Here is a 24967-nt window from a genome sequence, read left to right as displayed (position 1 = left end):
CTGAGGGTTATTGGCTCAGGCGCACCTGTTTTTCCAGCTCGGCCTTCAAGCCGGGCTCTAGCTTGAGCTGACGGGCCAATTCATCCAGATAGGCCTTTTCCATAAAGTTTTCCTCGTCCACCAACATCACGCTGGCGATATACATCTCGGCGGCCATCTCAGAGGTGCCTGCGGCACGGGCCACGTCGGCCGGGTCCAGGGGTTTGTTGAGCTCGGCGTGCAGCCAGCCCTGTAGCTCGCGGTCGTTGTCCAGCTTGGTGAACTCGCCTTCGATCAGCGCGCGCTCGCGCTCATCGACGTGGCCATCGGCCTTGGCCGCCGCCACCAGTGCCTTGAGGATGGCCTGGCTGTGCTGCTCGATCTGGGCCGGGGGCAGGCGGTCGACGGTCTGTGGCTCGCCCTTTGGCGCATTGGCCTGTTGCGCCTGCCAGTTGCCATAGGCTTTGTAGGCAATCACACCCAATGCAGCCAGGCCGCCGTAGGTCAGGGCCTTGCCGCCGAACTTGCGCGCCTTTTTATTGCCCAGCAACAGGCCCATGGCGCCCGCCGCCAGGGCGCCGCCGCCCGCACCGCCCAACAGGCTGCCCAGTCCTGCGCCGCCGAGCAGGCCGCCCAATGCGCCCTTTTCGTCTGATTTACGCTGCCCACCGGCCTTGTTTTGCAGCATGTCCTGGCCAGACTTGAGCAGTTGATCGAGCAATCCACGGGTATTCATTCGTAGCCTCCAGACACTGGGTTCGTAGGACCAATAGGCCACCAGCGTAAAACTAAGTGCCAAAAACCCCCGATCTAGAGTGCTTCCAGATGTAACGCGGCTACCCTTCGCTAAAACCGATATACACTCGGGTAAATCTATAAAAACACCCCACTGGTAATTCCAGCATGATGACCTTGCGTCAAATCCGGCACTTTATCGCCGTGGCCGAGACCGGCTCGATCTCGGCCGCCGCACAGACCGCGTTTATTTCCCAATCGACCCTGACCCTCGCTATCCAGCAACTGGAGCAGGAAATCGGCGTCAACCTGTTCAATCGCCACGCCAAGGGCATGACCCTGACTCACCAGGGCCATCAATTCCTGCGCCAGGCCCACCTGATCCTCGCAACCGTCGATAACGCCAAGCGCAGCCTGCAACAGAGTACCGACCAGGTGGCCGGGCAGTTGATCATCGGCGTGACCAGCCTGGTGGCCGGCTATTACCTGGCGGACCTGCTCACACGTTTCCAGCGCGCCTACCCCAACGTGGAAATCCGCGTGATGGAGGACGAGCGCCCATATATCGAACATTTGCTGGTCAGCGGTGAAATCGACGTGGGCGTGCTGATCCTCTCCAACCTCGAAGACCGCCACGCCCTGCAGACCGAAGTGCTGACCCACTCGCCGCACCGCCTATGGCTGCCGGCGCAGCACCCCCTGCTGGAACACGACAGCATCAACCTCGCCGACGTAGCGCGCGAACCGCTGATCCAACTGAACGTCGACGAAATGGGCCACAACGCCCAGCGCCTGTGGACCAGCGCCGGCCTGCAACCCCGGGTAACCCTGCGCACGGCCTCCACCGAAGCCGTGCGCAGCCTGGTGGCCGCGGGCCTGGGCGTGTCGATCCAGCCGGACATGACCTACCGCCCCTGGTCACTGGAGGGCGACATCATCGAAGCACGGCCGATTGCCGACCTCAGCCAGACCCTCGACGTGGGCCTGGCCTGGCGCCGTGGCACCGCACGCCCGGCGCTGGTGGACCCGTTCCTGACGGTCGCCCGCGAACAGCCGCACCCACGCAAGCCATCTATTTAATCGAATGCTGCATTCAGTATTTAGTATTTGTTGACCTCGTGCCTGACCTCTAGTCTCTGTACATCCATAAGAGAAAGGTCAGGCCCTCGTGAGAGAACGCCCATGGCCACACAAGAAAAGAGATCGCGAAAAATGTCCGGCGCACCCACCCCGCTGCTCACTGCGTTGCTGATCGACGGCGAACTGGTCCAGGGCCAGGGCTTTGTCGAACCGATCCTCAACCCGGCCACCGGCGAAGTGCTCACCCAGATCGCCGAGGCCAGCACCGAGCAGGTCGAAAGCGCGATCCTCGCGGCCCACCGCGCCTTTGCCGGTTGGTCGCGCACCACGCCGCAACAACGTTCGAACATTTTGCTCGGCATTGCCAATGCCATCGAGAAACAAGCCGACTACCTGGCCCGCCTGGAATCCCTGAACTGCGGCAAGCCCTTGCACCTGGCGCGCCAGGATGACTTGAGCGCCACCGTCGACGTGTTCCGTTTCTTTGCCGGTGCCGTGCGTTGCCAGACCGGCCAGCTCAGCGGCGAGTACCTGCCGGGCTACACCAGCATGGTGCGCCGCGACCCGATCGGCGTTGTCGCGTCGATTGCACCGTGGAACTACCCGCTGATGATGGCCGCGTGGAAAATCGCCCCGGCCCTGGCCGCCGGCAATACCCTGGTGTTCAAGCCGTCGGAACACACGCCGCTGTCGATCCTGGCCCTGGCCCCAGCCCTCGGCCAATGGCTGCCACGCGGGGTGATCAACATTGTGTGTGGCGGTGGTGAAGGCGTCGGCAGCCATTTGGTCAGCCACACCAAAGTCCGCATGGTCTCGCTGACCGGCGACATCGTCACCGGGCAGAAAATCCTGCAAGCCGCGTCAAAAACCCTGAAACGCACGCACCTGGAATTGGGCGGCAAGGCCCCGGTGATCGTATGCAACGACGCCGACCTGCAAGCCGTGGTCGAGGGCGTACGCGCCTATGGTTACTACAACGCCGGCCAGGACTGCACCGCCGCCTGCCGCATCTACGCCCAGGCCGGGATCCACGACAAACTGGTCGCCGAACTGGGCGCCGCGGTCAGCAGCCTGCGCTTCGCCGGCAAACGCGACGCCGACAACGAACTCGGCCCGCTGATCAGCACACGCCAGCGCGATCGCGTGGCCAGTTTTGTCGAGCGCGCCCTGGGTCAACCGCATATCGAGCGTGTAACCGGCGCCGCCGTGCATTCCGGCGCGGGTTTCTATTACCAGCCGACCTTGCTTGCCGGCTGTAAACAAAGTGATGAAATCGTGCAGCGTGAAGTGTTCGGCCCGGTGGTCACCGTGACCCGCTTCGAAGAACTGGAACAGGCGGTGGACTGGGCCAACGACTCCGAATACGGCCTGGCCTCCTCGGTCTGGACCCAGAACCTGGACAAGGCCATGCAGGTGGCGGCGCGCCTGCAATACGGCTGCACCTGGATCAACAGCCATTTCATGCTGGTCAGCGAAATGCCCCACGGCGGCTTGAAGCGTTCGGGGTATGGAAAGGATCTTTCGAGTGATTCACTGCAGGACTATAGCGTTGTCAGGCACATCATGGCCCGGCATGGGAATGAGCTTTAGCTGCAAGATTTAAGCTGCAAGCTGCAAGTAAACGCAGATGCGCTTTGTCTTGCAGCTTGCGGCTTGAAGCCAGGAGCTACGCTAAAACAACAAACAACACATACCGCTGCTTTCACTGCCCCGACCATAATTAAAGAAGAGGGAACCCCCATGTCCGCGCACAAGACCGCACTGCTCAGTGCCCTGGCCACCGCGCTGCTGGCCAGCGCCAGCCTGCAGGCCGCCGAACCGCTCAAGGCCGTAGGCGCTGGTGAAGGCCAGCTGGATATAGTCGCCTGGCCCGGCTATATCGAGCGTGGCGAAAGCGACAAGGCCTACGACTGGGTCACTGGTTTCGAGAAGGAAACCGGCTGCAAGGTCAACGTGAAAACCGCTGCCACTTCTGACGAAATGGTCAGCCTGATGGCCAAGGGCGGCTACGACCTGGTCACCGCCTCGGGCGATGCGTCGCTGCGTCTGATCGTTGGCAAGCGCGTTCAGCCGATCAACACCGCGTTGATTCCCAATTGGAAGAACATCGACCCGCGCCTCAAGGATGCGCCGTGGTATGTGGTCGGCCAGCAAACCTTTGGCACCCCGTACCAATGGGGCCCGAACGTGCTGATGTACAACACAGACGTGTTCAAGACCGCGCCCACCAGTTGGAACGTGTTGTTCGACGCGCAGAACCTGCCGGACGGTAAGCCGAACAAGGGGCGCGTGCAGGCCTATGACGGCCCGATCTACATCGCCGACGCGGCGCTGTACCTCAAGTCGACCAAGCCCGAACTGGGCATCCAGAACCCCTACGAGCTGACCGAAACCCAGTACAAGGCCGTGCTCGACCTGTTGCGCGCCCAGCAACCGTTGATCCACCGCTACTGGCACGACACCACCGTGCAAATGAGTGACTTCAAGAACGAAGGCGTGGTGGCCTCCAGCGCCTGGCCGTACCAGGTCAACGGCCTGCAAAACGAGAAACAGCCGATTGCCTCGACCATCCCCAAGGAAGGCGCCACCGGCTGGGCCGACACCACCATGTTGCACAGCGAGGCCAAGCACCCGAACTGCGCCTACAAGTGGATGGATTGGTCGTTGCAACCGAAGGTGCAGGGTGATGTGGCGGCCTGGTTCGGCTCGCTGCCGGCTGTGCCTGCGGCGTGTAAGGAAAGTGAACTGCTCGGCGCCGAAGGCTGCAAGACCAATGGCTTCGATCAGTTCGACAAGATCGCCTTCTGGAAAACTCCGCAGGCTGAAGGCGGCAAGTTCGTGCCGTATAGCCGCTGGACCCAGGACTACATCGCGATCATGGGCGGCCGCTAAGCCCTCCAGATAACACGGGACCCATGTGGAACGGGCTTGTGTGGGAGCGGGCTTGCTCGCGAATGCGGTGTGTCAGCCAACACATCCATAACTGACCCACCGCATTCGCGAGCAAGCCCGCTCCCACATTTGGGCCGAGCCAGATTCAGTACCGCATTGATATTTCAGAAGTCCAGGCCGGGCCGCTGCGACGACCCATGCCTTTTTGGAGCACCGCACCATGACGCTTGCAGTCCAATTCACCCACGTTTCCCGTCAGTTCGGCGAAGTGAAGGCCGTTGACCGGGTTTCCATCGACATCCAGGACGGCGAGTTCTTTTCCATGCTCGGCCCTTCCGGCTCGGGCAAGACCACCTGCCTGCGCCTGATCGCCGGGTTCGAGCAACCGAGCGCCGGCTCGATCCGCATCCATGGCGAAGAAGCCGCCGGCTTGCCGCCGTATCAGCGCGACGTGAACACCGTGTTCCAGGATTACGCGCTGTTCCCCCATATGAATGTGCGCGACAACGTGGCCTATGGTCTCAAGGTCAAGGGCGTGGGCAAGACCGAGCGCCTGAACCGTGCCGAGCAAGCCTTGGGCATGGTCGCCCTCGGCGGTTATGGCGAGCGCAAGCCGGTGCAACTGTCCGGCGGCCAGCGCCAACGCGTGGCCCTGGCCCGTGCACTGGTCAATCGCCCACGGGTATTGCTGCTCGATGAACCACTGGGCGCCCTCGACCTCAAGCTGCGCGAGCAGATGCAAAGCGAGCTGAAGAAACTGCAACGCCAGCTCGGCATCACCTTTATCTTCGTGACCCACGACCAGACCGAAGCGCTGTCGATGTCCGACCGCGTGGCGGTGTTCAACAAAGGCCGCATCGAACAGATCGACACCCCACGCAACCTCTACATGAAGCCGGCCACGGCGTTTGTCGCCGAGTTCGTCGGCACCTCCAACGTGATTCGCGGCGAACTGGCCCAACGCATCAGCGGCAACGCCCAGCCCTTTTCGATCCGCCCGGAACACGTGCGTTTTGCCGAAGGCCCGCTGGGTGCCGGTGAGGTGGAGATCAGCGGTTTGCTGCATGACATCCAGTATCAGGGCAGCGCCACCCGCTACGAGCTGAAACTCGAAAACGGCCAAGCCTTGAACATCAGCCAGGCCAACAACCAGTGGCTGGACATCAGCAGCGGCCATCAGGTCGGCCAGTCGATCACCGCGCGCTGGGCCCGTGAAGCCATGACGCCGCTGACCGAAACCGCAGGCGAGGTGTGAGATGAACCTGGCCCTGTCCCAACCGCCGATGCGCAGGTTTTCCAACCTGCTGTACCACAAGCCCAATTTGTACCTGGCGATGCTGCTGATACCGCCGCTGATCTGGTTCGGCGCGATCTACCTCGGCTCGCTGCTAACCCTGCTCTGGCAAGGTTTCTACACCTTCGACGACTTCACCATGGCGGTCACGCCCGACCTGACCCTGGCCAACTTCGCCGCACTGTTCCAGCCATCGAACTTCGACATCATCCTGCGCACCTTGAGCATGGCGATCGTGGTGTCGATCGCCAGTGCCATCGTCGCCTTCCCGATTGCCTACTACATGGCGCGCTACACCACCGGCAAGACCAAGGCGTTTTTCTACATCGCGGTGATGATGCCGATGTGGGCCAGCTACATCGTCAAGGCGTATGCCTGGACCTTGCTGCTGGCCAAGGGCGGCGTGGCGCAGTGGTTCGTGCAGCACCTGGGGCTGGAGCCGCTGTTGCAGTTCGTGCTGGGCATTCCCGGCGTGGGTGGCAGCACTTTGAGCACCTCGCACCTGGGGCGCTTCATGGTGTTTGTCTACATCTGGCTGCCGTTCATGATCCTGCCGATCCAGGCCTCGCTGGAGCGCCTGCCGCCATCATTGCTGCAAGCCTCCGCCGACCTGGGCGCCAAGCCGCGCCAGACCTTTATGCAGGTGATTCTGCCGCTGTCGGTACCGGGGATTGCCGCCGGTTCGATCTTCACGTTCTCGCTGACCCTCGGCGACTTCATCGTGCCGCAACTGGTGGGCCCGCCGGGCTACTTCGTCGGCGGCATGGTCTACGCCCAGCAAGGTGCCATTGGCAACATGCCCATGGCCGCGGCGTTCACCCTGGTGCCGATCGTGTTGATTGCGGTGTACCTGTCCATCGTCAAACGCCTGGGGGCCTTCGATGCACTCTGAAAAATCTTCCATTGGTCTGAAGATCGCCGCTTGGGGTGGCCTGGTGTTTCTCCATTTCCCGATCCTGATCATCTTCCTCTACGCCTTCAACACCGAAGAAGCGGCGTTCAGCTTTCCGCCCCAGGGTTTCACCCTGAAGTGGTTCAGCGTGGCCTTTGCGCGGCCGGACGTGCTGGAGGCGATCAAGCTGTCGCTGCAGATTGCCGCCATCGCCACCCTGATCGCCATGGTGCTCGGCACGCTGGCGTCGGCGGCGTTGTATCGCCGGGAGTTCTTCGGCAAGCAAGGCGTGTCGCTGATGCTGATCCTGCCGATTGCGCTGCCGGGGATCATCACCGGTATCGCTCTGCTGGCGACGTTCAAGACCCTGGGCATCGAGCCTGGGATGTTCACCATCATTGTCGGCCACGCGACCTTCTGCGTGGTGATCGTCTACAACAACGTCATCGCCCGCTTGCGCCGCACTTCCCACAGCCTGATCGAAGCGTCGATGGACCTCGGCGCCGACGGCTGGCAGACCTTCCGCTACATCATCATGCCCAACCTCGGCTCGGCGCTGCTGGCCGGCGGCATGCTCGCGTTTGCGCTGTCGTTTGACGAAATCATCGTCACCACCTTCACCGCCGGCCACGAACGCACCTTGCCGTTGTGGTTGCTCAACCAGTTGAGCCGGCCACGGGATGTGCCGGTGACCAACGTGGTCGCGATGCTGGTGATGCTGGTGACGATGTTCCCGATTCTGGGTGCCTATTACCTGACGCGCGGCGGTGAAAGCGTGGCGGGGAGTGGCGGTAAATAAATGGCCACTGTTGAAACACGATCAATGTGGGAGCTGGCTTGCCTGCGATAGCGGTATCGACTGCACTACCGCTATCGCAGGCAAGCCAGCTCCCACCTTTGAATCGGGTTTCTTCAGGGAGATAACAATAGTTTTGTGGAGAACTGAACCATGCAAACCAAACTCTTGATCAACGGCCAACTGGTCGCAGGCGAAGGCCCGACCCAGGCCATCTTCAACCCGGCACTCGGCCGTGTGCTGGTGGAAATCAACGAAGCCAGTGAAGCCCAGGTCGACGCCGCCGTGCGCGCCGCCGATGCGGCTTTCGAAAGTTGGTCGCAAACTGCACCGAAGGATCGCTCGCTGCTGCTGCTGAAACTGGCGGACGCCATCGAAGCCCATGGCGAAGAACTGGCCAAGCTGGAATCGGACAACTGCGGCAAACCCTACAGCGCCGCGCTGAACGATGAGATCCCGGCGATTGCCGACGTGTTCCGCTTCTTTGCCGGCGCCAGCCGTTGCATGAGCGGTTCGGCCGGTGGTGAATACCTGCCCGGCCACACCTCGATGATCCGCCGCGACCCGGTGGGCGTGATCGCCTCCATCGCACCGTGGAACTACCCGTTGATGATGGTCGCCTGGAAAATCGCCCCGGCCCTCGCCGCGGGTAATACCGTGGTGCTCAAGCCATCGGAACAAACCCCGCTGACCGCGTTGCGCATGGTCGAACTGGCCGCTGAAATTTTCCCTGCGGGCGTACTCAACCTGGTGTTTGGTCGTGGGCCAACGGTGGGAAGCCCGCTGGTGAGCCACCCGAAAGTACGCATGGTGTCACTGACCGGCTCCATCGCCACCGGCGCAAATATCATCGCCAGCACCGCCGACAGCGTGAAGCGCATGCACATGGAACTGGGCGGCAAGGCGCCGGTGATCATCTTCAACGATGCGGACATCGACGCCGCCGTGGAAGGTATTCGCACCTTCGGTTTCTATAACGCCGGACAGGATTGCACCGCCGCCTGCCGGATCTATGCGCAAGCGGACATCTACGACGCGTTTGTCGAGAAACTCGGCGCGGCGGTCGCCAGCATCAAGTACGGCTTGCAGGATGATCCGGCCACCGAACTGGGCCCGCTGATCACCGCGCAACATCGTGACCGCGTGGCCGGGTTTGTCGAGCGCGCGGTGGCGCAGCCGCATATCCGCCTGGTCACGGGCGGTAAAGCCGTGGAAGGCAACGGCTACTTCTTCGAACCGACCGTCTTGGCCGATGCCCAGCAAGATGACGAGATCGTGCGCCGCGAGGTGTTCGGGCCGGTGGTCTCGGTGACCAAATTCACCGACGAAGCCCAGGTGCTGGGCTGGGCCAACGATTCGGACTACGGCTTGGCCTCGTCCGTATGGACCGCCGATGTAGGACGCGCCCACCGTTTGGCCGCACGTTTGCAGTACGGCTGCACCTGGGTGAATACCCACTTTATGCTGGTCAGCGAAATGCCCCATGGCGGTCAGAAACTGTCGGGCTATGGCAAGGACATGTCCATGTACGGGCTAGAGGACTACACCACTGTGCGGCATGTGATGTTCAAGCACTGACGCTTTTTCTCCTGTGGACGCCGGCTAGTGTGGGAGCGGGCTTACTCGCGAAGGCGGTGTGTCAGCCAATATATGCCTAGCTGACCCACCGCTTTCGCGAGCAAGCCCGCTCCCACAAAAAGCCGAGCTCACCCAAGATCCCTCTCATAACAATAAAAACTCAGGTTATCCCCATGGACATCACCCGCCGCGACTTCCTCAACGGCGTCGCCATCACCCTTGCCGCCGGCATGACCCCGCTGCAAATCCTGCAAGCCGCGCCCGATGGCCGCTACTACCCACCCGCCCTCACCGGCCTGCGTGGTAGCCATGTCGGCTCGTTCGAAGTGGCGCACCAGATGGGCTGGGAAAAGAAGGCTTTCGACACCGACAAGCTGCCGATCACCGAGCGCTATGACCTGGTGGTGGTCGGCGGCGGCTTGAGCGGTTTGGCGGCGGCGTGGTTCTACCGCGAGAAGCACCCCAAGGCGAAGATCCTGATCCTGGAAAACCACGACGACTTCGGCGGCCATGCCAAGCGCAATGAGTTCCAGGCAGGCGGCCGCATGATCATCGGTTACGGCGGCAGCGAGGCGTTCCAGTCGCCCAACCACCTGTACAGCAAAGAAGTGAACGGGCTGTTGAAAAAGCTCGGGGTAAATATCAAGCGCTTCGAAACGGCGTTTGACCGTCAGTTCTACCCCGGCCTGGGCCTGTCGCGCGGGGTGTTTTTCGACAAGGAAAACTTCGGCGAAGACAAACTGGTGACCGGCGACCCAACGCCGATGGTGGCCGACGATATTGCGCCGGACCGCTTGAATGCACGCTCCATCGGCGACTTCATCAACGACTTCCCCCTGCCCCAGGCAGATCGCCAGGCGCTGATCGAATTACACACCGCCCCCAAGGATTACCTGCCAGGCAAGAGTGCCAAAGAAAAGGCCGACTACCTGGCCGCCACCAGTTACCGCGATTTCCTGCTCAAGAACGTGGGTTTGTCGCAAGCGGCAGTGAAATATTTCCAGAGCCGCACCAATGACTTCATGGCCCTGAGCATTGATGCCGTGGCGGCTGCTGACGCCTACAACGTGGGTTTCCCGGGTTTTGCCGGGATGAACCTGGCGCCGATTAGCGAAGAAGCGGCGGCAGAAATGGAAGAGCCCTACATCTACCACTTCCCCGATGGCAACGCGTCGGTGGCGCGCCTGCTGGTGCGCAGCCTGATCCCCGGCGTGGCGCCAGGGCACACCATGGACGATATCGTGCTGGCACCGTTTGACTACGCCAGGCTCGACCAGCCGACATCCGCCGTGCGGCTGCGCCTGAACAGCACGGCCGTCAGCGTGCGCAACGTCGGTGATGGCGTGCATATCGGCTACAGCCGTGGCGGACAACTCGCACAGGTGCGTGGCAAGCGCTGCATCCTGGCCTGCTACAACATGATGATTCCGTACCTGCTCAAAGACCTGCCGGCCGCACAAGCCCATGCCCTGAGCCAGAACGTGAAATACCCGCTGGTGTACACCAAGGTGGTGATCCGCAACTGGCAGTCGTTCCAGAAGCTGGGGGTGCACGAGATTTACGCGGCGACCCAGCCTTACAGCCGGATCAAGCTGGACTACCCGGTGAGCATGGGCGGCTACGACCACCCGCGCGACCCGACGCAGCCGATCGGCCTGCACATGGTCTACGTACCCACCAGCCCCAACAGCGGCATGAACGCCCGCGACCAGGCCCGCGCCGGTCGCGGCCGGTTGTACGGGCAGACGTTCGAACAGCTGGAGGCGCAGTTGCGTGACCAGTTGCAACGCATGCTCGGCCCCGGTGGGTTCAACCACGAGACCGACATTCTGGCGATCACTGTCAATCGTTGGTCACATGGTTATGCGAGCTTCTCCAACAGCTTGTTCGATGACGCCGATGAGAGCGAAGCGTGGATGAAGCTGGCACGCAAGCCGGTGGGGCATGTGAGCATCGCCAACTCGGATGCGGCGTGGAGTGCGTATGCCCATGCGGCGATTGATGAGGCTTACAGAGCGGTGGGTGAAGTGAGCTGAAATGTGACCTAACGGCCAACGCAGAACCCAATGTGGGAGCGGGCTTGCTCGCGAAAGCGGTGTGTCAGTCAACACACGTGTGTCTGATGTACCGTCTTCGCGAGCAAGCCCGCTCCCACATTGGATCTTCATCATTCTTGAGTTGAGTGATCATCCAAGCCCCCGGAAATGTCTTGTCGCACTTGCAATGCCATCACCCCGCTATCAATCAATTTTCCTACACCTGCGAACCGCTTAAGCTATCCGGCGTCTGTTTATTGTCCGTTGCGTTTGGCCGAAGGCATGTCCGAACCGTAATTTCTGATCCGCTACGTGCCAGGAACGGCGCGGGATTTGCTCACGACAGGTTGTCTCTATGCACCGCAGGAATTTGCTCAAAGCGTCCATGGCCATTGCGGCTTACACCGGTTTGTCGGCCAGCGGCCTGCTGGCCGCCCAGGCCTGGGCCGGGAACCGTGCCGCCGATGGCAAGGCCGTGGCGTTCGATTTCGATACGCTCAAGACCCAGGCCAAGCAGCTCGCCGGAACCGCCTATAAAGACACCAAGCAGGTGCTGCCGCCGACCCTGGCGAGCATGACCCCGCAGAATTTCAACGCCATCGGCTACGACGGCAAGCATTCGCTGTGGAAGGAATTGAACGGCCAGTTGGACGTGCAGTTCTTCCACGTCGGCATGGGTTTCAAGACGCCGGTGCGCATGCACAGCGTCGACCCCAAGACCCGTGAGGCGCGCGAGGTGCATTTCCGCCCTTCGCTGTTCAACTACGAAAAAACCACGGTCGACACCAAGCAATTGACCGGCGACCTGGGTTTCTCAGGCTTCAAGCTGTTCAAGGCCCCGGAGCTGGATCGCCATGACGTGCTGTCCTTCCTCGGCGCCAGCTACTTCCGCGCGGTGGATTCCACCGGCCAGTACGGCCTTTCCGCACGCGGCCTGGCGATCGATACCTACGCGAAAAAGCGCGAAGAGTTCCCCGACTTCACCCAGTTCTGGTTCGAAACCCCGGACAAGGACGCCACCCGCTTCGTGGTCTACGCCCTGCTCGACTCACCAAGCGCCACCGGCGCCTACCGCTTCGACATCGACTGCCAGGCCAACCAGGTGGTGATGGCCATCGATGCCCACATCAATGCACGTACCACCATCGAACAACTGGGCATCGCACCGATGACCAGCATGTTCAGCTGTGGCACCCATGAGCGCCGCATGTGCGACACCATCCACCCGCAGATCCACGATTCGGATCGCCTGGCGATGTGGCGCGGCAATGGCGAGTGGATCTGCCGCCCGCTGAACAACCCGGCCAAACTGCAATTCAACGCGTTCGCCGACAAAGACCCGAAAGGCTTCGGCCTGGTGCAGACCGACCATGAGTTCGCCAGCTACCAGGACACCGTGGACTGGTACAGCAAGCGGCCGAGCCTGTGGGTCGAACCGACCACCGCGTGGGGCGAAGGCTCTATCGACCTGTTGGAAATTCCTACCACCGGCGAAACCCTGGATAACATCGTGGCCTTCTGGACCCCGAAAAAACCCGTGGCCGCCGGCGACTCCCTCAACTACGGCTACAAGCTGTACTGGAGCGCCCTGCCCCCGGTGAGTACGCCGTTGGCCCAGGTCGACGCGACCCGTTCCGGCATGGGTGGCTTCACCGAGGGCTGGGCACCGGGCGAGCATTACCCGCCGGTGTGGGCGCGCCGTTTTGCCGTGGACTTCAAGGGCGGCGGCCTCGATCGCCTGCCACCGGGCACCGGGATCGAGCCGGTGGTGACCTGCTCCCATGGTGAGGTGAAGGATTTCAGCGTACTGGTGCTGGATAACATCAAGGGCTACCGCATCCTGTTCGACTGGTACCCGACCAGCGACAGTGTGGACCCGGTGGAACTGCGCCTGTTCATCCGCACACAGGACCGCACCCTGAGTGAAACCTGGCTGTACCAGTACTTCCCACCGGCGCCGGAGCAGCGCAAGTACACCTGATCAACTGAGCTGTGGCGAGGGAGCCTGCTCCCTCGCCACACGTCGGCTCTAAAAGCGCGACACACTTTTCATTGCCCCAATCAGATACCGCATCGCCACTTGATCGTTCTCGGTCAGGGCGCGGTACTGCGCCAGCAATTCGGCCTCATCCGAGCTCAACCTTCGACCCCGCAACGACACTCTGCGGGTCAGAAAAAACGCCACCGCACCCGCAACCCCATAGGACTTGGCCATGGACTACTACTCCTGATTTCAATCAACTGTTCCTGATGCCCATCACCTGCCTCCCGTGAAGCGCAATGCCTCAGTGAGCGAACCGACTGACTCCCTGGGCCAGAAATCAGACGTACCCTAAGCGTAGAAACGATCTCGCCAAGCGTGCGACTTTTTTAGAGTAATCACTTAAATAATTGGTTTTGAGCAAAAAGCTTGCAGATTTTTCCTACCCGCCATTTAATTGAGCGATCACTCAATTAATGAATGAGGCGAGCATGCGTACCGTCGATCCGCAACAACGTGAAAACAAACGCATGGCCCTGCTCGATGCCGCTTCGCGCTGTTTTGCCGAAGCCGGCTTTGTCGCCACGCGCACGGCCGACATCTGCACCGCCGCCGGGATGAGCGCCGGCAACCTGTTCCACTATTTCGCGAGTAAACACGAGCTGCTGTTGGCACTGGTGGCCCGCGAAGGCGAGCAGATCAAGCAAGGCATGGCGCCCTTGGCTGCCGCCGCAGATCCGATGGCCGCACTGCTGGCGTTTGTGGACTACACCTGTGATTTGGCCTGCGACCGCCATTACGCGGGCCTGGCCTTGGAAATCTCGGCATTGGGCCACCGTGATGAAGCCGTCGCACACTTGATGAAGGCCAACGACCGCTACCTGCGCGAAGGCTTGGAGGCGCTGATCAAGGCCGCCGAGAACGCCGGGCAACTGCACACCTCGTTGACCGCCCCGCAGGCGGCCAGTTGGGTGGCGACCCTGATCGATGGCATGTTTGCCCGGGTGGCGGCCGACGCGGACTTCCACCCAGACCAACAGACTGACGTGCTGCGCGGCTTGGTGGTGCACCTGCTGCAAGGCCGTTGAACATGACGCCAACACGCCTGATACACGTCGACGCGTTGCGCGGTTTTGCGCTGCTGGGCATCCTGGTGGTGAACATTTGTGCCTTTGCCGACCCTTACTACGCCTCGCCCCTCAGCAATCCCGACTACGCGAGTACGGCCGATCACTGGGTGCGCCTGGGGATTTCACTGCTGTTCGAAACCAAGTTCTACCTGCTGTTTTCCTTTCTGTTCGGCTACAGCTTTACCTTGCAGATGGCCGCCGCCGAGCGCGCCGAGGCGGCGTTTGTACCGCGCATGGTGCGCCGGCAACTGGCGTTGCTGGCCCTGGGGGTCGCCCACGGCGCCTTGCTCTACTATGGCGAAATTCTGTCCACCTACGCATTGCTTGGCCTGGTGCTGCTGGCGGCGCGCAATCTGTCGTCGGCCACGGCATGTCGCTGGGGCGTCGGCCTGGTAACGGTTGCCTGTTCGGCATGGATGGCGCTCGGCGTGCTGCAAGCGCTGGCCGGCGACTTCAGCGCGACCTCAAGCAGCGAAGCCTCGATCAAACTCGCGGCATTCAGCGGCAGCGCCCTGGAAACCTTGCGCTTTCACAGTACTCACCTGTGGCAGACCGTGCAGGCGTTATGGCTGCTGCAAGGGCCGAGCGCCCTGGCAATGTTCTTCTTCGGTTATGCCGCCGGGCGCAACCAGTTACTGGTCACACCTTATCGCTGGGAACCGCACCTGCGGCGCCTGCTGCTCATCACGCTTGCCGTGGGCCTGCCGGGTGCGCTGATCTATGCCGTGAGCGCCACCTATGCACCCGGCGGCGGCCTCGAAACCTTCGCCTTTGGCCTCGGCCAACTCACCGCACCGCTGTTGAGCGCGGCCTACGCGATGTCGATGCTGGCACTGTTCAGCACTGCCGCCGGCGCCCGCTTATGCCAGTGGTTGGCGCCCATGGGCAAGATGGCCCTGAGTAACTACCTGCTGCAATCGGCGCTGTTGGGGGTGCTGTTCAGCGGCTATGGCGCAGGCTTGATCAACCGGCTCGAACCGCTGCTGATGCTGCCCGTGGTGCTGGGGATCTTTGCCTTGCAACGGTGGTGCAGCGCACGCTGGCTGCGCAGTCATCCCTACGGGCCGTTGGAATGGTTGCTGCGGGCGGCCACCTTGTGGGCGTGGCCAATCTGGCGGCGCAGCCTGTAAAAAACCCACCTGTTGCGGTGGGTTTCGACTCGACACAAGGGGTCAGTCGCGCAGGTCCGACTCATGGATCGGCTGGTCCCGATGCGTCGCCCGTTGGTACTGCGCCGGCCAGATCGCCTTGCGCCCACCCAGGTCATCGTCGGCATGCAGCGGCCAGTACGGGTCGCGCAGCAACTCACGGGCGAGGAAGATGATGTCGGCCTGACAGGTGCGCAGGATGTGCTCGGCCTGGGCCGGTTCGGTGATCATGCCAACGGTGCCGGTGGCGATCCCCGATTCCTTGCGCACCCGCTCGGCGAAGCGCGTCTGGTAGCCGGGGCCGGTAGGAATCTCGGCATTGGCGGCGGTACCACCGGACGAGACGTCGATCAAATCCACGCCGAGGTCCTTGAGGCGGCGCGCCAATTCCACGGTTTCGTCAGGGTTCCAGCCGTCTTCGACCCAGTCGGTGGCCGATACTCGCACAAACAGCGGCAGTTCTTGCGGCCAGACGTCGCGCACCGCTTGGGTTACCTGCAAGACCAGGCGGATGCGGTTTTCAAACGATCCGCCGTACAGATCCTGGCGCTGATTGCTGATCGGCGAGAGAAATTGATGCAGCAGGTAACCATGGGCGGCATGGATTTCCACCACTTCAAAACCTGCGGTCAAGGCACGCTTGGCGGCGGCGACAAAGTCGGCGATCACCTGCTGGATCTGCCCTTCATCGAGTTGCCTGGGTTGGGTGTGCTGAGGGTCGAAGGCAATCGGCGATGGCCCCACCGGCACCCAGCCGCCGTCCTCCGGCTTGACGCTGCCATGCTTGCCGATCCACGGCCGATGGGTGCTGGCCTTGCGCCCGGCGTGAGCCAGTTGAATCCCGGCCACCGCGCCCTGGGCCGCGATAAAACGGGTGATGCGTTGCAATGGTTCGATCTGTGCGTCATTCCACAGGCCCAGGTCCTGGGCGGTGATACGGCCGTCGGCGGTCACGGCGGTGGCTTCGGTGAAGATCAGGCCGGCGCCACCCACGGCACGACTGCCGAGGTGCACCAGGTGCCAGTCATTGGCCAAGCCGTCATCGGACGAATACTGGCACATCGGCGACACCGCGATGCGGTTGAGCAGGGTCAATTGGCGCAGGGTATAGGGTTCGAGCAGCTGACTCATGGCGCACCTCTTCTGGGTTCTATGGGCACTGTTCAACAGTGTTTAGAGCCTAGTCGACAACGGTGGTTTGCACAGGGTTCAGAACATCAAGCGGGGGCCGATTGCCGGCCCCCGTGCTGCAAAAACCTACATTTCGACCTGGGTGCCCAGCTCGATCACGCGGTTTACCGGGAGTTTGAAGAAGCGCAGGTTGCCGTTGGCATTCTTCAACATGAAGGCGAACAGACTTTCGCGCCAGCGCGCCATGCCTTCGATCTTCGACGCGATCACGGTCTCGCGGCTGAGGAAGTAGGTGGTGCGCATCGGGCTGAAATCCAGGTTATCCAGGTGGCACAGTTTCAGCGCCTCAGGCACATCCGGCTCATCAGTAAAACCGAAATGCAGGATCACGCGGAAGAAGCCGTCGCCAAACGAATCCACCTCGAAGCGCCGCTCCACCGGCACCCGGGGAATATCTTCATACACCACTGTCAGCAGCACCACTTGCTCATGCAGCACCTGGTTATGCAGCAGGTTGTGCAACAGCGCGTGGGGCACGGCGTCCGGGCGGGCGGTGAGGAACACCGCGGTGCCCTGCACGCGATGGGGCGGCTGCACGCGGATGCTGCTGATAAAGATCGGCAACGGCAGGCCGCCTTCGTCGAGACGGTCCACCAGCAATTGCTTGCCGCGCTTCCAGGTGGTCATCAGGATGAACAGCACGATCCCCGCCAGCACCGGGAAGGCGCCGCCCTGGATGATCTTCGGTACGTTGGCAGCAAAGTACAGGCCGTCGACCAACAGGCAGCAGACCAATACCGGCACCGCCAGGATCGGCGGCCATTTCCACAGCAGCAGCATCACCGCCGATACCAAGATGGTGGTCATCAACATGGTGCCGGTCACCGCCACGCCGTAGGCCGAAGCCAGTGCGTTGGAGGACTCGAAGCCCAGCACCAGCAAAATCACGCCGACCATCAGCGACCAGTTCACCGCACCGATGTAGATCTGGCCCTGCTCGGCACTGGAGGTGTGCTGGATATGCATGCGCGGGATGTAGCCTAACTGGATCGCTTGGCGCGTCAGCGAGAACGCACCGGAGATGACCGCCTGGGACGCAATCACCGTGGCCAGGGTGGACAGCACCACCAGCGGGATCAACGCCCAGCTCGGCGCCAGCAGATAGAACGGGTTGCGCGCGGCTTCCGGGTCGCCCAGCAGCATCGCACCCTGGCCGAAATAGTTGAGCACCAGCGCCGGCAGCACCAGCATGAACCAGGCACGGGCGATGGGTTTACGGCCAAAGTGGCCCATGTCGGCATACAGCGCTTCGGCGCCGGTCAGTGCCAGCACCACCGCGCCGAGGATCGCCACGCCAATGCCGGGATGGGCCTGGAAGAAGCGCACGGCCCAGATCGGGTTCATGGCATTGAGCACCTCCGGGTGCAAGGTGATGCCATACACACCGAGACCGCCCAGCACCACGAACCAGGTCACCATCACCGGCCCGAACAGCTTGCCGATGTGGTCGGTGCCGTGTTTCTGGATCAGGAACAGCGCCACCAGCACGACCAGGGCGATGGGCACGACCCATTTCTCCAGGCCGTCGAATGCCAGTTCCAGGCCTTCCACCGCCGACAACACGGAAATCGCCGGGGTGATCATGCTGTCGCCGTAGAACAACGCCGCCCCGCAGAGGCCGCACACCACCAGGAAGCTGCGCAGCTTCTTGCGCTCCCCCGCCGCCCGACGCGCCAAGGCAGTCAGCGCCATGATGCCGCCCTCGCCTTGGTTGTCGGCGCGCAGCACGAACAGCATGTACTTGATCGATACCACCCAGATCAGCGACCAGAAGATCAGCGCCAGAATACCCAGCACACCGTCATGGTTGACCTGAACCCCATAACCACCGTTGAACACCTCTTTAAGGGTGTAGAGCGGGCTGGTCCCGATATCGCCATAAACCACCCCGACCGCTGCCACCAGCATGCCAATCGGCTTTGCAGTGGAATGCGCGGCGCCTGCCGCCGGACTACTTGCCTGACCCATCAACCACTCCTGCCCTTTGACCTGAGGTCTCTTATAAACAACGCTTCTAAGCTGACCCTAGCATGCGCTGTTTTACTTCTCGTAACAGACGTTTTATTGACCTTGGTGTTTTACCTGTGGGCAACGGCGCGAAGCATAGCGCAGCACTCGTCGCATTTCCCTGCATAAAGCTGGTCAAGTGCGCTGCCCGTCGCTAGAATTGCGCACTTTTTGATCAGAGGCGCACCAAGCGCCCGTCTACCGCCTTGTCGTGCCCGACTGGCGGCGTCATTCAATACCGAGGTTAGACATGTCCACCACCATCGCAAAAGCCAACCCCAAGGTTGGCTTTGTTTCCCTGGGGTGCCCGAAGGCACTCGTCGACTCCGAGCGCATCCTCACGCAACTGCGTATGGAAGGCTATGACGTCGTGTCCACTTACCAGGACGCCGATGTGGTGGTGGTCAACACCTGCGGTTTCATCGATTCGGCCAAGGCTGAGTCCCTGGAAGTGATCGGCGAAGCCATCAAGGAAAACGGCAAGGTCATCGTGACCGGCTGCATGGGCGTGGAAGAAGGCAATATCCGCAACGTGCACCCGAGCGTGCTGGCCGTGACCGGTCCGCAGCAGTATGAGCAGGTGGTCAACGCCGTGCACGAGGTGGTGCCGCCGCGCCAGGATCACAACCCGTTGATCGACCTGGTACCGCCACAGGGCATCAAGCTGACCCCGCGTCACTATGCGTACCTGAAGATTTCCGAAGGCTGCAACCACAGCTGCAGCTTCTGCATCATCCCGTCGATGCGCGGCAAGTTGGTCAGCCGTCCGGTCGGTGACGTGCTGGACGAGGCCCAGCGCCTGGTCAAATCTGGCGTGAAAGAGCTGTTGGTGATCTCCCAGGACACCAGCGCCTACGGCGTCGACGTGAAGTACCGCACCGGCTTCTGGAACGGCGCGCCGGTGAAAACCCGCATGACCGAACTGTGCGAAGCCTTGAGCAGCCTGGGTGTGTGGGTGCGCCTGCACTACGTTTACCCGTACCCGCACGTGGACGAGCTGATCCCGCTGATGGCCGCCGGCAAGATCCTGCCGTACCTGGACATCCCGTTCCAGCACGCCAGCCCGAAAGTCCTGAAAGCCATGAAACGCCCGGCCTTCGAAGACAAGACCCTGGCGCGTATCAAGAACTGGCGCGAGATCTGCCCGGAGCTGATCATCCGTTCCACCTTCATCGTCGGCTTCCCTGGCGAAACCGAAGAAGACTTCCAGTACCTGCTGGACTGGCTGACCGAAGCGCAACTGGACCGCGTAGGCTGCTTCCAGTACTCGCCGGTGGAAGGCGCCCCGGCCAACCTGCTGGACCTGGCCGTGGTGCCGGACGACGTCAAGCAAGATCGTTGGGAGCGCTTCATGGCGCACCAGCAGGCGATCAGCTCGGCGCGCCTGCAACTGCGCATCGGCAAGGAAATCGAAGTGTTGATCGACGAAGTCGACGAGCAAGGCGCCGTTGGCCGTTGCTTCTTCGATGCGCCGGAGATCGACGGTAACGTGTTTATCGACGATGCCAGCGGTTTGAAGCCGGGCGACAAGGTCTGGTGCACCGTGACCGACGCCGACGAATACGACCTGTGGGCTGAAAAGCGCGACTGATGCGGTAAAGATTTGAAAAAGCCCTGCTTCTGGACAAGATGCAGGGCTTTTTTACGTCTATCGTTTTGCCCATCGGCATCAATCATCGGCAAGGGGCAGCGGGCATGCGTCAGCATTCGGTTATCCACACACCTAACGTCAGCGACTACCCGCAGTTGGCGCAGATCTGGGAGACCTCGGTGCGGGCGACCCATGATTTCCTGCCGGACAGTTACATCGTGTTGCTAAAAGACTTGGTGCTGACGCGCTATCTGGACACCGTCATGCTGATCTGCACCAAAGACCCGCGCCAACGCATCACCGGGTTTGCCGGAGTGGCGGCGGGCAAGGTGGAGATGTTGTTTATCGACCCGCAGTACCGGGGCCAGGGCCTTGGTCGGCAACTTCTGCGCTATGCCATCGAACACATGAATGCCGATGAACTGGACGTGAATGAGCAGAACCCGCAGGCCCTGGGCTTCTACTTCAAGCAGGGCTTCGAGGTGATCGGACGCACAGAGCATGATGGTCTGGGGCAACCGTACCCTTTGCTGCACATGCGTTTGCGCTCTTCTGTGGGAACTGGCTTGTCGGACCCCACAAAAAACCACAGCACCGAAATGGGGCCGGGATTAACCGGCCCCACACAGGTACAATAGCCGCCCCCTTTTGTTACGGCCCTTGTCATGACTGACCCCATACGCCTCTCCAAACGCCTTATCGAACTGGTCGGTTGCTCCCGTCGGGAGGCTGAGCTGTTCATCGAAGGCGGCTGGGTCTCGGTGGACGGTGAAGTGATCGACGAGCCGCAGTTCAAGGTCACCACCCAGAAGGTCGAACTCGACCCCGAGGCCAAGGCCACCGCGCCGGAGCCTGTGACCATCCTGCTGCACGCCCCGGCCGGCGTGGACGCCGAGACCGCACTGGCCTCGATCAGCGCCGAAACCCTGTCCGAAGAACACCGCTTCGGCAAACGCCCGCTAAAAGGCCACTTCCTGCGCCTGACCGCCAGCGCCGACCTGCAAGCCAAGGCCAGTGGTCTGCTGGTGTTTACCCAGGACTGGAAGATTCTGCGCAAGTTGACCGCCGATGCCGCCAAGATCGAGCAGGAATACGTGGTGGAGGTCGAAGGCGACATGGTTGCCCACGGCCTCAACCGCCTGAACCACGGCCTGACGTACAAAGGCAAGGAACTGCCGGCGGTCAAAGCCAGCTGGCAGAACGAAAACCGCCTGCGCTTCGCGATGAAGAACCCGCAACCGGGCGTGATCGCACTGTTCTGCGAAGCGGTTGGCCTGAAGGTCATCGCCATTCGTCGTATCCGCATCGGTGGCGTGTCCATCGGCAAAGTGCCGGTCGGCCAGTGGCGTTACCTGTCCACCAAAGAAAAGTTCTAAACCGCCGCCCTTTTCTCGACACCGCCTGTTTTCGGCGGTGTCCCCAGTTGAATACCAGGATTACCCACCATGATTCACAACGACGTACTGCGTAGCGTGCGCTACATGCTCGACATCAGCGACAACAAGATGGTCGAGATCATCAAGCTCGGCGGCATGGACGTGACCAAGGACGACCTGCTGACCTACCTCAAGAAGGACGAGGAAGAAGGCTTCGTGTTCTGCCCGGATGAAGTCATGGCGCACTTCCTCGATGGCCTGGTGATTTTCAAGCGTGGCAAGGACGAAGGCCGTCCGCCGCAGCCGATCGAGACTCCGGTGACCAACAACATCATCCTCAAGAAACTGCGCGTGGCCTTCGAACTGAAAGAAGACGACATGCACGCCATCCTCAAGGCCGCCGAGTTCCCGGTGTCCAAGCCTGAGCTGAGCGCGTTGTTCCGCAAGTTCGGCCACACCAACTACCGCACCTGCGGCGACCAGTTGCTGCGTAACTTCCTCAAGGGGCTGACGCTGCGCGTCAGAGCTTAAGAACAGCGACGAGCCTCAAGCTGCAAGTGAAAAGCTTGTGGCTTGGAGCTTGTAACTTGAGGCTTCAGAAATGACCTACAACGTCTCGCCCGTCGGCTTTGTGCGCTCCTGCTTCAAGGAGAAGTTCGCCATCCCGCGCCAACCGCAACTGGCGCCGGCCGCTCGGGGCGTGCTGGAACTGGTGGCGCCGTTCGACGGCGGCGAGGCGGTACAGGGCCTGGAGCAGGTCAGCCATGTGTGGCTGCTGTTCCTGTTCCACCAGGCCCTGGAAGACAAACCGCGCCTGAAAGTGCGCCCGCCGCGCTTGGGTGGCAACACCTCCATGGGCGTGTTTGCCACCCGCGCGACCCACCGGCCCAATGGTATTGGCCAGTCGGTGGTAAAGCTGGACAAGGTCGAGCCGGGGCGGTTGTGGATTTCCGGGATTGATCTGCTCGATGGCACGCCGGTGCTGGACATCAAGCCGTATGTGCCCTATGCCGACATTATCGACACCGCCACCAACAGCATGGCCAGCGGCGCGCCGGCACTGATTCCCGTGCAGTGGCTGAAGACCGCCTTGCACCAGGCACAGGGCCACGCCCAGCGGCTGGATGAGCCGTTGGTGGCGTTGATTGAGCAGTGTCTGGCGCAGGACCCGCGGCCGGCATATCAGACGCCAGGGCCGGAGCGTGAGTACGGTGTGCAGTTCTGGGATGTGGATGTGCGCTGGCACTATCCTGAAGCTGGAACGATATGCGTGCTCGAAGTGCTTGCAGCTGAATAAAGCGCAAACCAAATGTGGGAGCGGGCTTGCTCGCGAATGCGGTGGTTCAGTCAATACAGCTGTGACTGACACACCGAATTCGCGAGCAAGCCCGCTCCCACATTTTTGGATCCGCGTTGTTACTGACCCAGTGTTACTTCTCGACGAATGCACGCTCGATCAAGTAGTCACCCGGCTCACGCATCCGCGGCGAAACCTTCAGGCCGAAGCTGTTCAGCACTTCGCTGGTCTCGTCCAACATGCTTGGGCTGCCGCACAGCATGGCGCGGTCGTCCTCGGGGTTGATCGGCGGCAGGCCGATGTCGCGGAACAGCTTGCCGCTGCGCATCAGGTCGGTCAGGCGGCCTTCGTTTTCGAACGGCTCGCGGGTCACGGTTGGGTAGTAGATCAACTTCTCACGCAGGGCCTCGCCGAAGAACTCGTTCTGCGGCAGGTGCTCGGTGATGAATTCGCGGTAGGCGACTTCGTTGACGTAACGCACGCCGTGGCACAGGATCACTTTTTCGAAACGCTCGTAGGTTTCCGGGTCCTGGATCACGCTCATAAACGGCGCGAGGCCAGTACCGGTGCTGAGCAGGTACAGGTGCTTGCCCGGCTTCAAATCGTCAAGCACCAGGGTGCCTGTCGGTTTTTTGCTGATGATGATCTCGTCGCCTTCCTTCAAGTGTTGCAATTGGGAAGTCAGCGGGCCATCCGGCACCTTGATGCTGAAGAACTCCAGATGCTCTTCCCAGTTCGGGCTGGCGATGGAGTAAGCGCGCATGAGCGGGCGGCCGTTGGGCTGTTGCAGGCCGATCATCACGAACTGACCGTTCTCGAAGCGCAGGCCCGGATCGCGGGTGCACTTGAAGCTGAACAGAGTGTCGTTCCAGTGATGAACACTGAGGACACGCTCGTGGTTCATGTTGCTCATGTACGGGGGACTCCTGGAAATGGGTCTGCGCAGTATTGAGGCGCGCAATTGCACCGCATTCTAATCGCGGCGACAATATCTGTTAACTGGATTATTAAGATAAGGGTTATCGGTTATATCGATATGCGATTTACTCTCCGTCAACTGCAAGTCTTCGTCGCCGTCGCCCAGCAGGAAAGCGTGTCACGCGCTGCTGGCCTTCTGGCCTTATCTCAATCCGCCGCCAGCACCTCGATCACCGAGCTGGAGCGCCAATCCAGCTGCCAATTGTTCGACCGCGCAGGCAAACGCCTGAGCCTCAACGCCCTCGGCCATCAGCTGTTACCCCAGGCGGTGGCGCTGCTGGACCAGGCCAAGGAGATCGAGGACCTGCTCAACGGCAAGTCCGGCTTCGGTTCCCTGGCGGTCGGTGCCACGCTGACCATCGGCAATTACCTGGCGACCCTGCTGATCGGCAGCTTCATGCAGCAGCATCCCGAGAGCCAGGTGAAGCTGCATGTGCAGAACACTGCGCATATCGTGCACCAGGTAGCGCATTACGAAATTGATCTGGGTCTAATCGAAGGCGACTGTAGCCACCCGGATATCGAGGTGCAGACCTGGGTCGAGGACGAACTGGTGGTGTTCTGCGCCCCGCAGCATCACCTGGCCAAGCGTGGCGTGGCGTCCATGGACGAGCTGACCCATGAAGCGTGGATCCTGCGCGAACAGGGTTCGGGCACGCGCCTGACGTTTGACCAAGCCATGCGCCATCACCGCAGCGCACTGAATATCCGCCTGGAGTTGGAGCACACCGAGGCGATCAAACGCGCGGTAGAGTCAGGCCTGGGGATCGGCTGCATTTCCCGGCTGGCACTGCGCGATGCGTTCCGCCGCGGCAGCCTGGTACCCGTGGAAACCCCGGACCTGGACCTGGCCCGGCAGTTCTATTTCATCTGGCATAAACAGAAATACCAGACCTCAGCCATGCGCGAGTTTCTGGAACTGTGCCGCGCCTTTACCGCAGGGGTTCAGCGCAGCGACGAGATCGTGTTGCCGAGCATTGCCTGAT

General features: G+C 61.5%; 22 protein-coding genes. 17 read left to right on the top strand and 5 right to left on the bottom strand.

Translation table 11 applies throughout. The features are described from left to right. Positions 1–7: 7 nt before the first annotated feature. Positions 8–715, bottom strand: coding sequence for a tellurite resistance TerB family protein (locus AC3ISR_RS06590; protein WP_463983370.1), 708 nt, complete (start codon positions 713–715; stop codon positions 8–10). Between the two features lie 167 nt (positions 716–882). Between AC3ISR_RS06590 and AC3ISR_RS06585 the strand changes: the two genes are divergently transcribed. The 9 genes from AC3ISR_RS06585 (at position 883) to AC3ISR_RS06545 (ending at position 13263) form a co-directional block, all read left to right on the top strand. Further along, positions 883–1794, top strand: a complete 912-nt coding sequence (locus tag AC3ISR_RS06585; protein ID WP_071488759.1) for a LysR family transcriptional regulator — start codon at positions 883–885, stop codon at positions 1792–1794. Between the two features lie 132 nt (positions 1795–1926). Beyond that, a complete protein-coding gene (locus AC3ISR_RS06580) occupies positions 1927–3384 on the top strand; it encodes a gamma-aminobutyraldehyde dehydrogenase (protein ID WP_192297261.1) in 1458 nt (485 codons plus the stop codon). 150 nt (positions 3385–3534) lie between these two features. Then, on the top strand, positions 3535–4686 hold the full coding sequence (gene ydcS, locus AC3ISR_RS06575; RefSeq protein WP_192297262.1) for a putative ABC transporter substrate-binding protein YdcS: 1152 nt from the start codon (positions 3535–3537) through the stop codon (positions 4684–4686). Positions 4687–4906: 220 nt separating this feature from the next. Further along, the gene (locus AC3ISR_RS06570) at positions 4907–5941 is read left to right on the top strand and encodes an ABC transporter ATP-binding protein (protein ID WP_489324660.1); all 1035 of its coding nucleotides are present in this window, start codon (positions 4907–4909) and stop codon (positions 5939–5941) included. A 1-nt stretch (position 5942) separates the two neighbouring features. Then, positions 5943–6872 carry an ABC transporter permease gene (locus tag AC3ISR_RS06565; protein ID WP_463983369.1) on the top strand — a complete coding sequence of 310 codons (930 nt, stop codon included), beginning with the start codon at positions 5943–5945 and terminating at the stop codon, positions 6870–6872. Beyond that, on the top strand, positions 6862–7671 hold the full coding sequence (locus AC3ISR_RS06560) for an ABC transporter permease (protein WP_016977919.1): 810 nt from the start codon (positions 6862–6864) through the stop codon (positions 7669–7671). The genes AC3ISR_RS06565 and AC3ISR_RS06560 overlap by 11 nt, the downstream gene beginning before the upstream one ends. A 150-nt stretch (positions 7672–7821) precedes the next feature. Next, positions 7822–9246 carry a gamma-aminobutyraldehyde dehydrogenase gene (locus AC3ISR_RS06555; RefSeq protein ID WP_305392171.1) on the top strand — a complete coding sequence of 475 codons (1425 nt, stop codon included), beginning with the start codon at positions 7822–7824 and terminating at the stop codon, positions 9244–9246. A 173-nt stretch (positions 9247–9419) separates the two neighbouring features. Further along, the gene (locus AC3ISR_RS06550) at positions 9420–11282 is read left to right on the top strand and encodes an NAD(P)-binding protein (RefSeq protein ID WP_192297266.1); all 1863 of its coding nucleotides are present in this window, start codon (positions 9420–9422) and stop codon (positions 11280–11282) included. A gap of 355 nt (positions 11283–11637) precedes the next feature. Continuing rightward, positions 11638–13263 carry a glucan biosynthesis protein D gene (locus tag AC3ISR_RS06545; RefSeq protein WP_192297267.1) on the top strand — a complete coding sequence of 542 codons (1626 nt, stop codon included), beginning with the start codon at positions 11638–11640 and terminating at the stop codon, positions 13261–13263. A gap of 48 nt (positions 13264–13311) precedes the next feature. Here AC3ISR_RS06545 and AC3ISR_RS06540 read toward each other — a convergent pair whose 3' ends face one another. Further along, positions 13312–13497 carry a hypothetical protein gene (locus tag AC3ISR_RS06540; protein ID WP_105520645.1) on the bottom strand — a complete coding sequence of 62 codons (186 nt, stop codon included), beginning with the start codon at positions 13495–13497 and terminating at the stop codon, positions 13312–13314. 257 nt (positions 13498–13754) lie between these two features. Between AC3ISR_RS06540 and AC3ISR_RS06535 the strand changes: the two genes are divergently transcribed. Together AC3ISR_RS06535 and AC3ISR_RS06530 are read left to right on the top strand one after the other, a co-directional pair. Further along, positions 13755–14351 (top strand): TetR/AcrR family transcriptional regulator, encoded by a 597-nt coding sequence (locus AC3ISR_RS06535; RefSeq protein ID WP_463983368.1) that lies wholly within the window; start codon positions 13755–13757, stop codon positions 14349–14351. 2 nt (positions 14352–14353) lie between these two features. Further along, positions 14354–15523 (top strand): DUF418 domain-containing protein, encoded by a 1170-nt coding sequence (locus tag AC3ISR_RS06530; protein ID WP_463983367.1) that lies wholly within the window; start codon positions 14354–14356, stop codon positions 15521–15523. Between the two features lie 42 nt (positions 15524–15565). Here the strand turns inward: AC3ISR_RS06530 and AC3ISR_RS06525 are convergent, their stop codons facing one another. Continuing rightward, positions 15566–16672 (bottom strand): NADH:flavin oxidoreductase/NADH oxidase, encoded by a 1107-nt coding sequence (locus AC3ISR_RS06525; protein ID WP_192297270.1) that lies wholly within the window; start codon positions 16670–16672, stop codon positions 15566–15568. 126 nt (positions 16673–16798) lie between these two features. After that, the gene (locus AC3ISR_RS06520; protein ID WP_463983366.1) at positions 16799–18700 is read right to left on the bottom strand and encodes a potassium transporter Kup; all 1902 of its coding nucleotides are present in this window, start codon (positions 18698–18700) and stop codon (positions 16799–16801) included. 289 nt (positions 18701–18989) lie between these two features. Between AC3ISR_RS06520 and rimO the strand changes: the two genes are divergently transcribed. From rimO to tsaA, 5 genes are all read left to right on the top strand, one after another. After that, positions 18990–20330 (top strand): 30S ribosomal protein S12 methylthiotransferase RimO, encoded by a 1341-nt coding sequence (gene rimO, locus AC3ISR_RS06515; RefSeq protein WP_003231334.1) that lies wholly within the window; start codon positions 18990–18992, stop codon positions 20328–20330. A gap of 104 nt (positions 20331–20434) precedes the next feature. After that, positions 20435–20968 (top strand): GNAT family N-acetyltransferase, encoded by a 534-nt coding sequence (locus AC3ISR_RS06510; RefSeq protein WP_225595285.1) that lies wholly within the window; start codon positions 20435–20437, stop codon positions 20966–20968. A gap of 27 nt (positions 20969–20995) precedes the next feature. After that, complete coding sequence (locus AC3ISR_RS06505; protein ID WP_192297272.1) at positions 20996–21706, top strand: rRNA pseudouridine synthase; 711 nt, start codon at positions 20996–20998, stop codon at positions 21704–21706. Between the two features lie 69 nt (positions 21707–21775). Beyond that, positions 21776–22237: a YehS family protein gene (locus AC3ISR_RS06500; protein WP_192297273.1), complete on the top strand. Its 462-nt coding sequence runs from the start codon at positions 21776–21778 to the stop codon at positions 22235–22237. Between the two features lie 70 nt (positions 22238–22307). Further along, on the top strand, positions 22308–23003 hold the full coding sequence (gene tsaA / locus AC3ISR_RS06495; protein ID WP_192297274.1) for a tRNA (N6-threonylcarbamoyladenosine(37)-N6)-methyltransferase TrmO: 696 nt from the start codon (positions 22308–22310) through the stop codon (positions 23001–23003). Between the two features lie 133 nt (positions 23004–23136). On the opposite strand, the gene fpr is transcribed toward tsaA, so the two are convergent. Next, on the bottom strand, positions 23137–23916 hold the full coding sequence (fpr, locus tag AC3ISR_RS06490) for a ferredoxin-NADP reductase (RefSeq protein WP_024073760.1): 780 nt from the start codon (positions 23914–23916) through the stop codon (positions 23137–23139). 123 nt (positions 23917–24039) lie between these two features. Between fpr and AC3ISR_RS06485 the strand changes: the two genes are divergently transcribed. After that, on the top strand, positions 24040–24966 hold the full coding sequence (locus AC3ISR_RS06485; RefSeq protein WP_010212678.1) for a LysR family transcriptional regulator: 927 nt from the start codon (positions 24040–24042) through the stop codon (positions 24964–24966). The last annotated feature ends 1 nt before the right edge of the window (position 24967 follow it).

The organism is Pseudomonas sp. GL_117, assembly GCF_057835125.1.
This window is presented reverse-complemented; position numbering and strand designations above follow the sequence as displayed.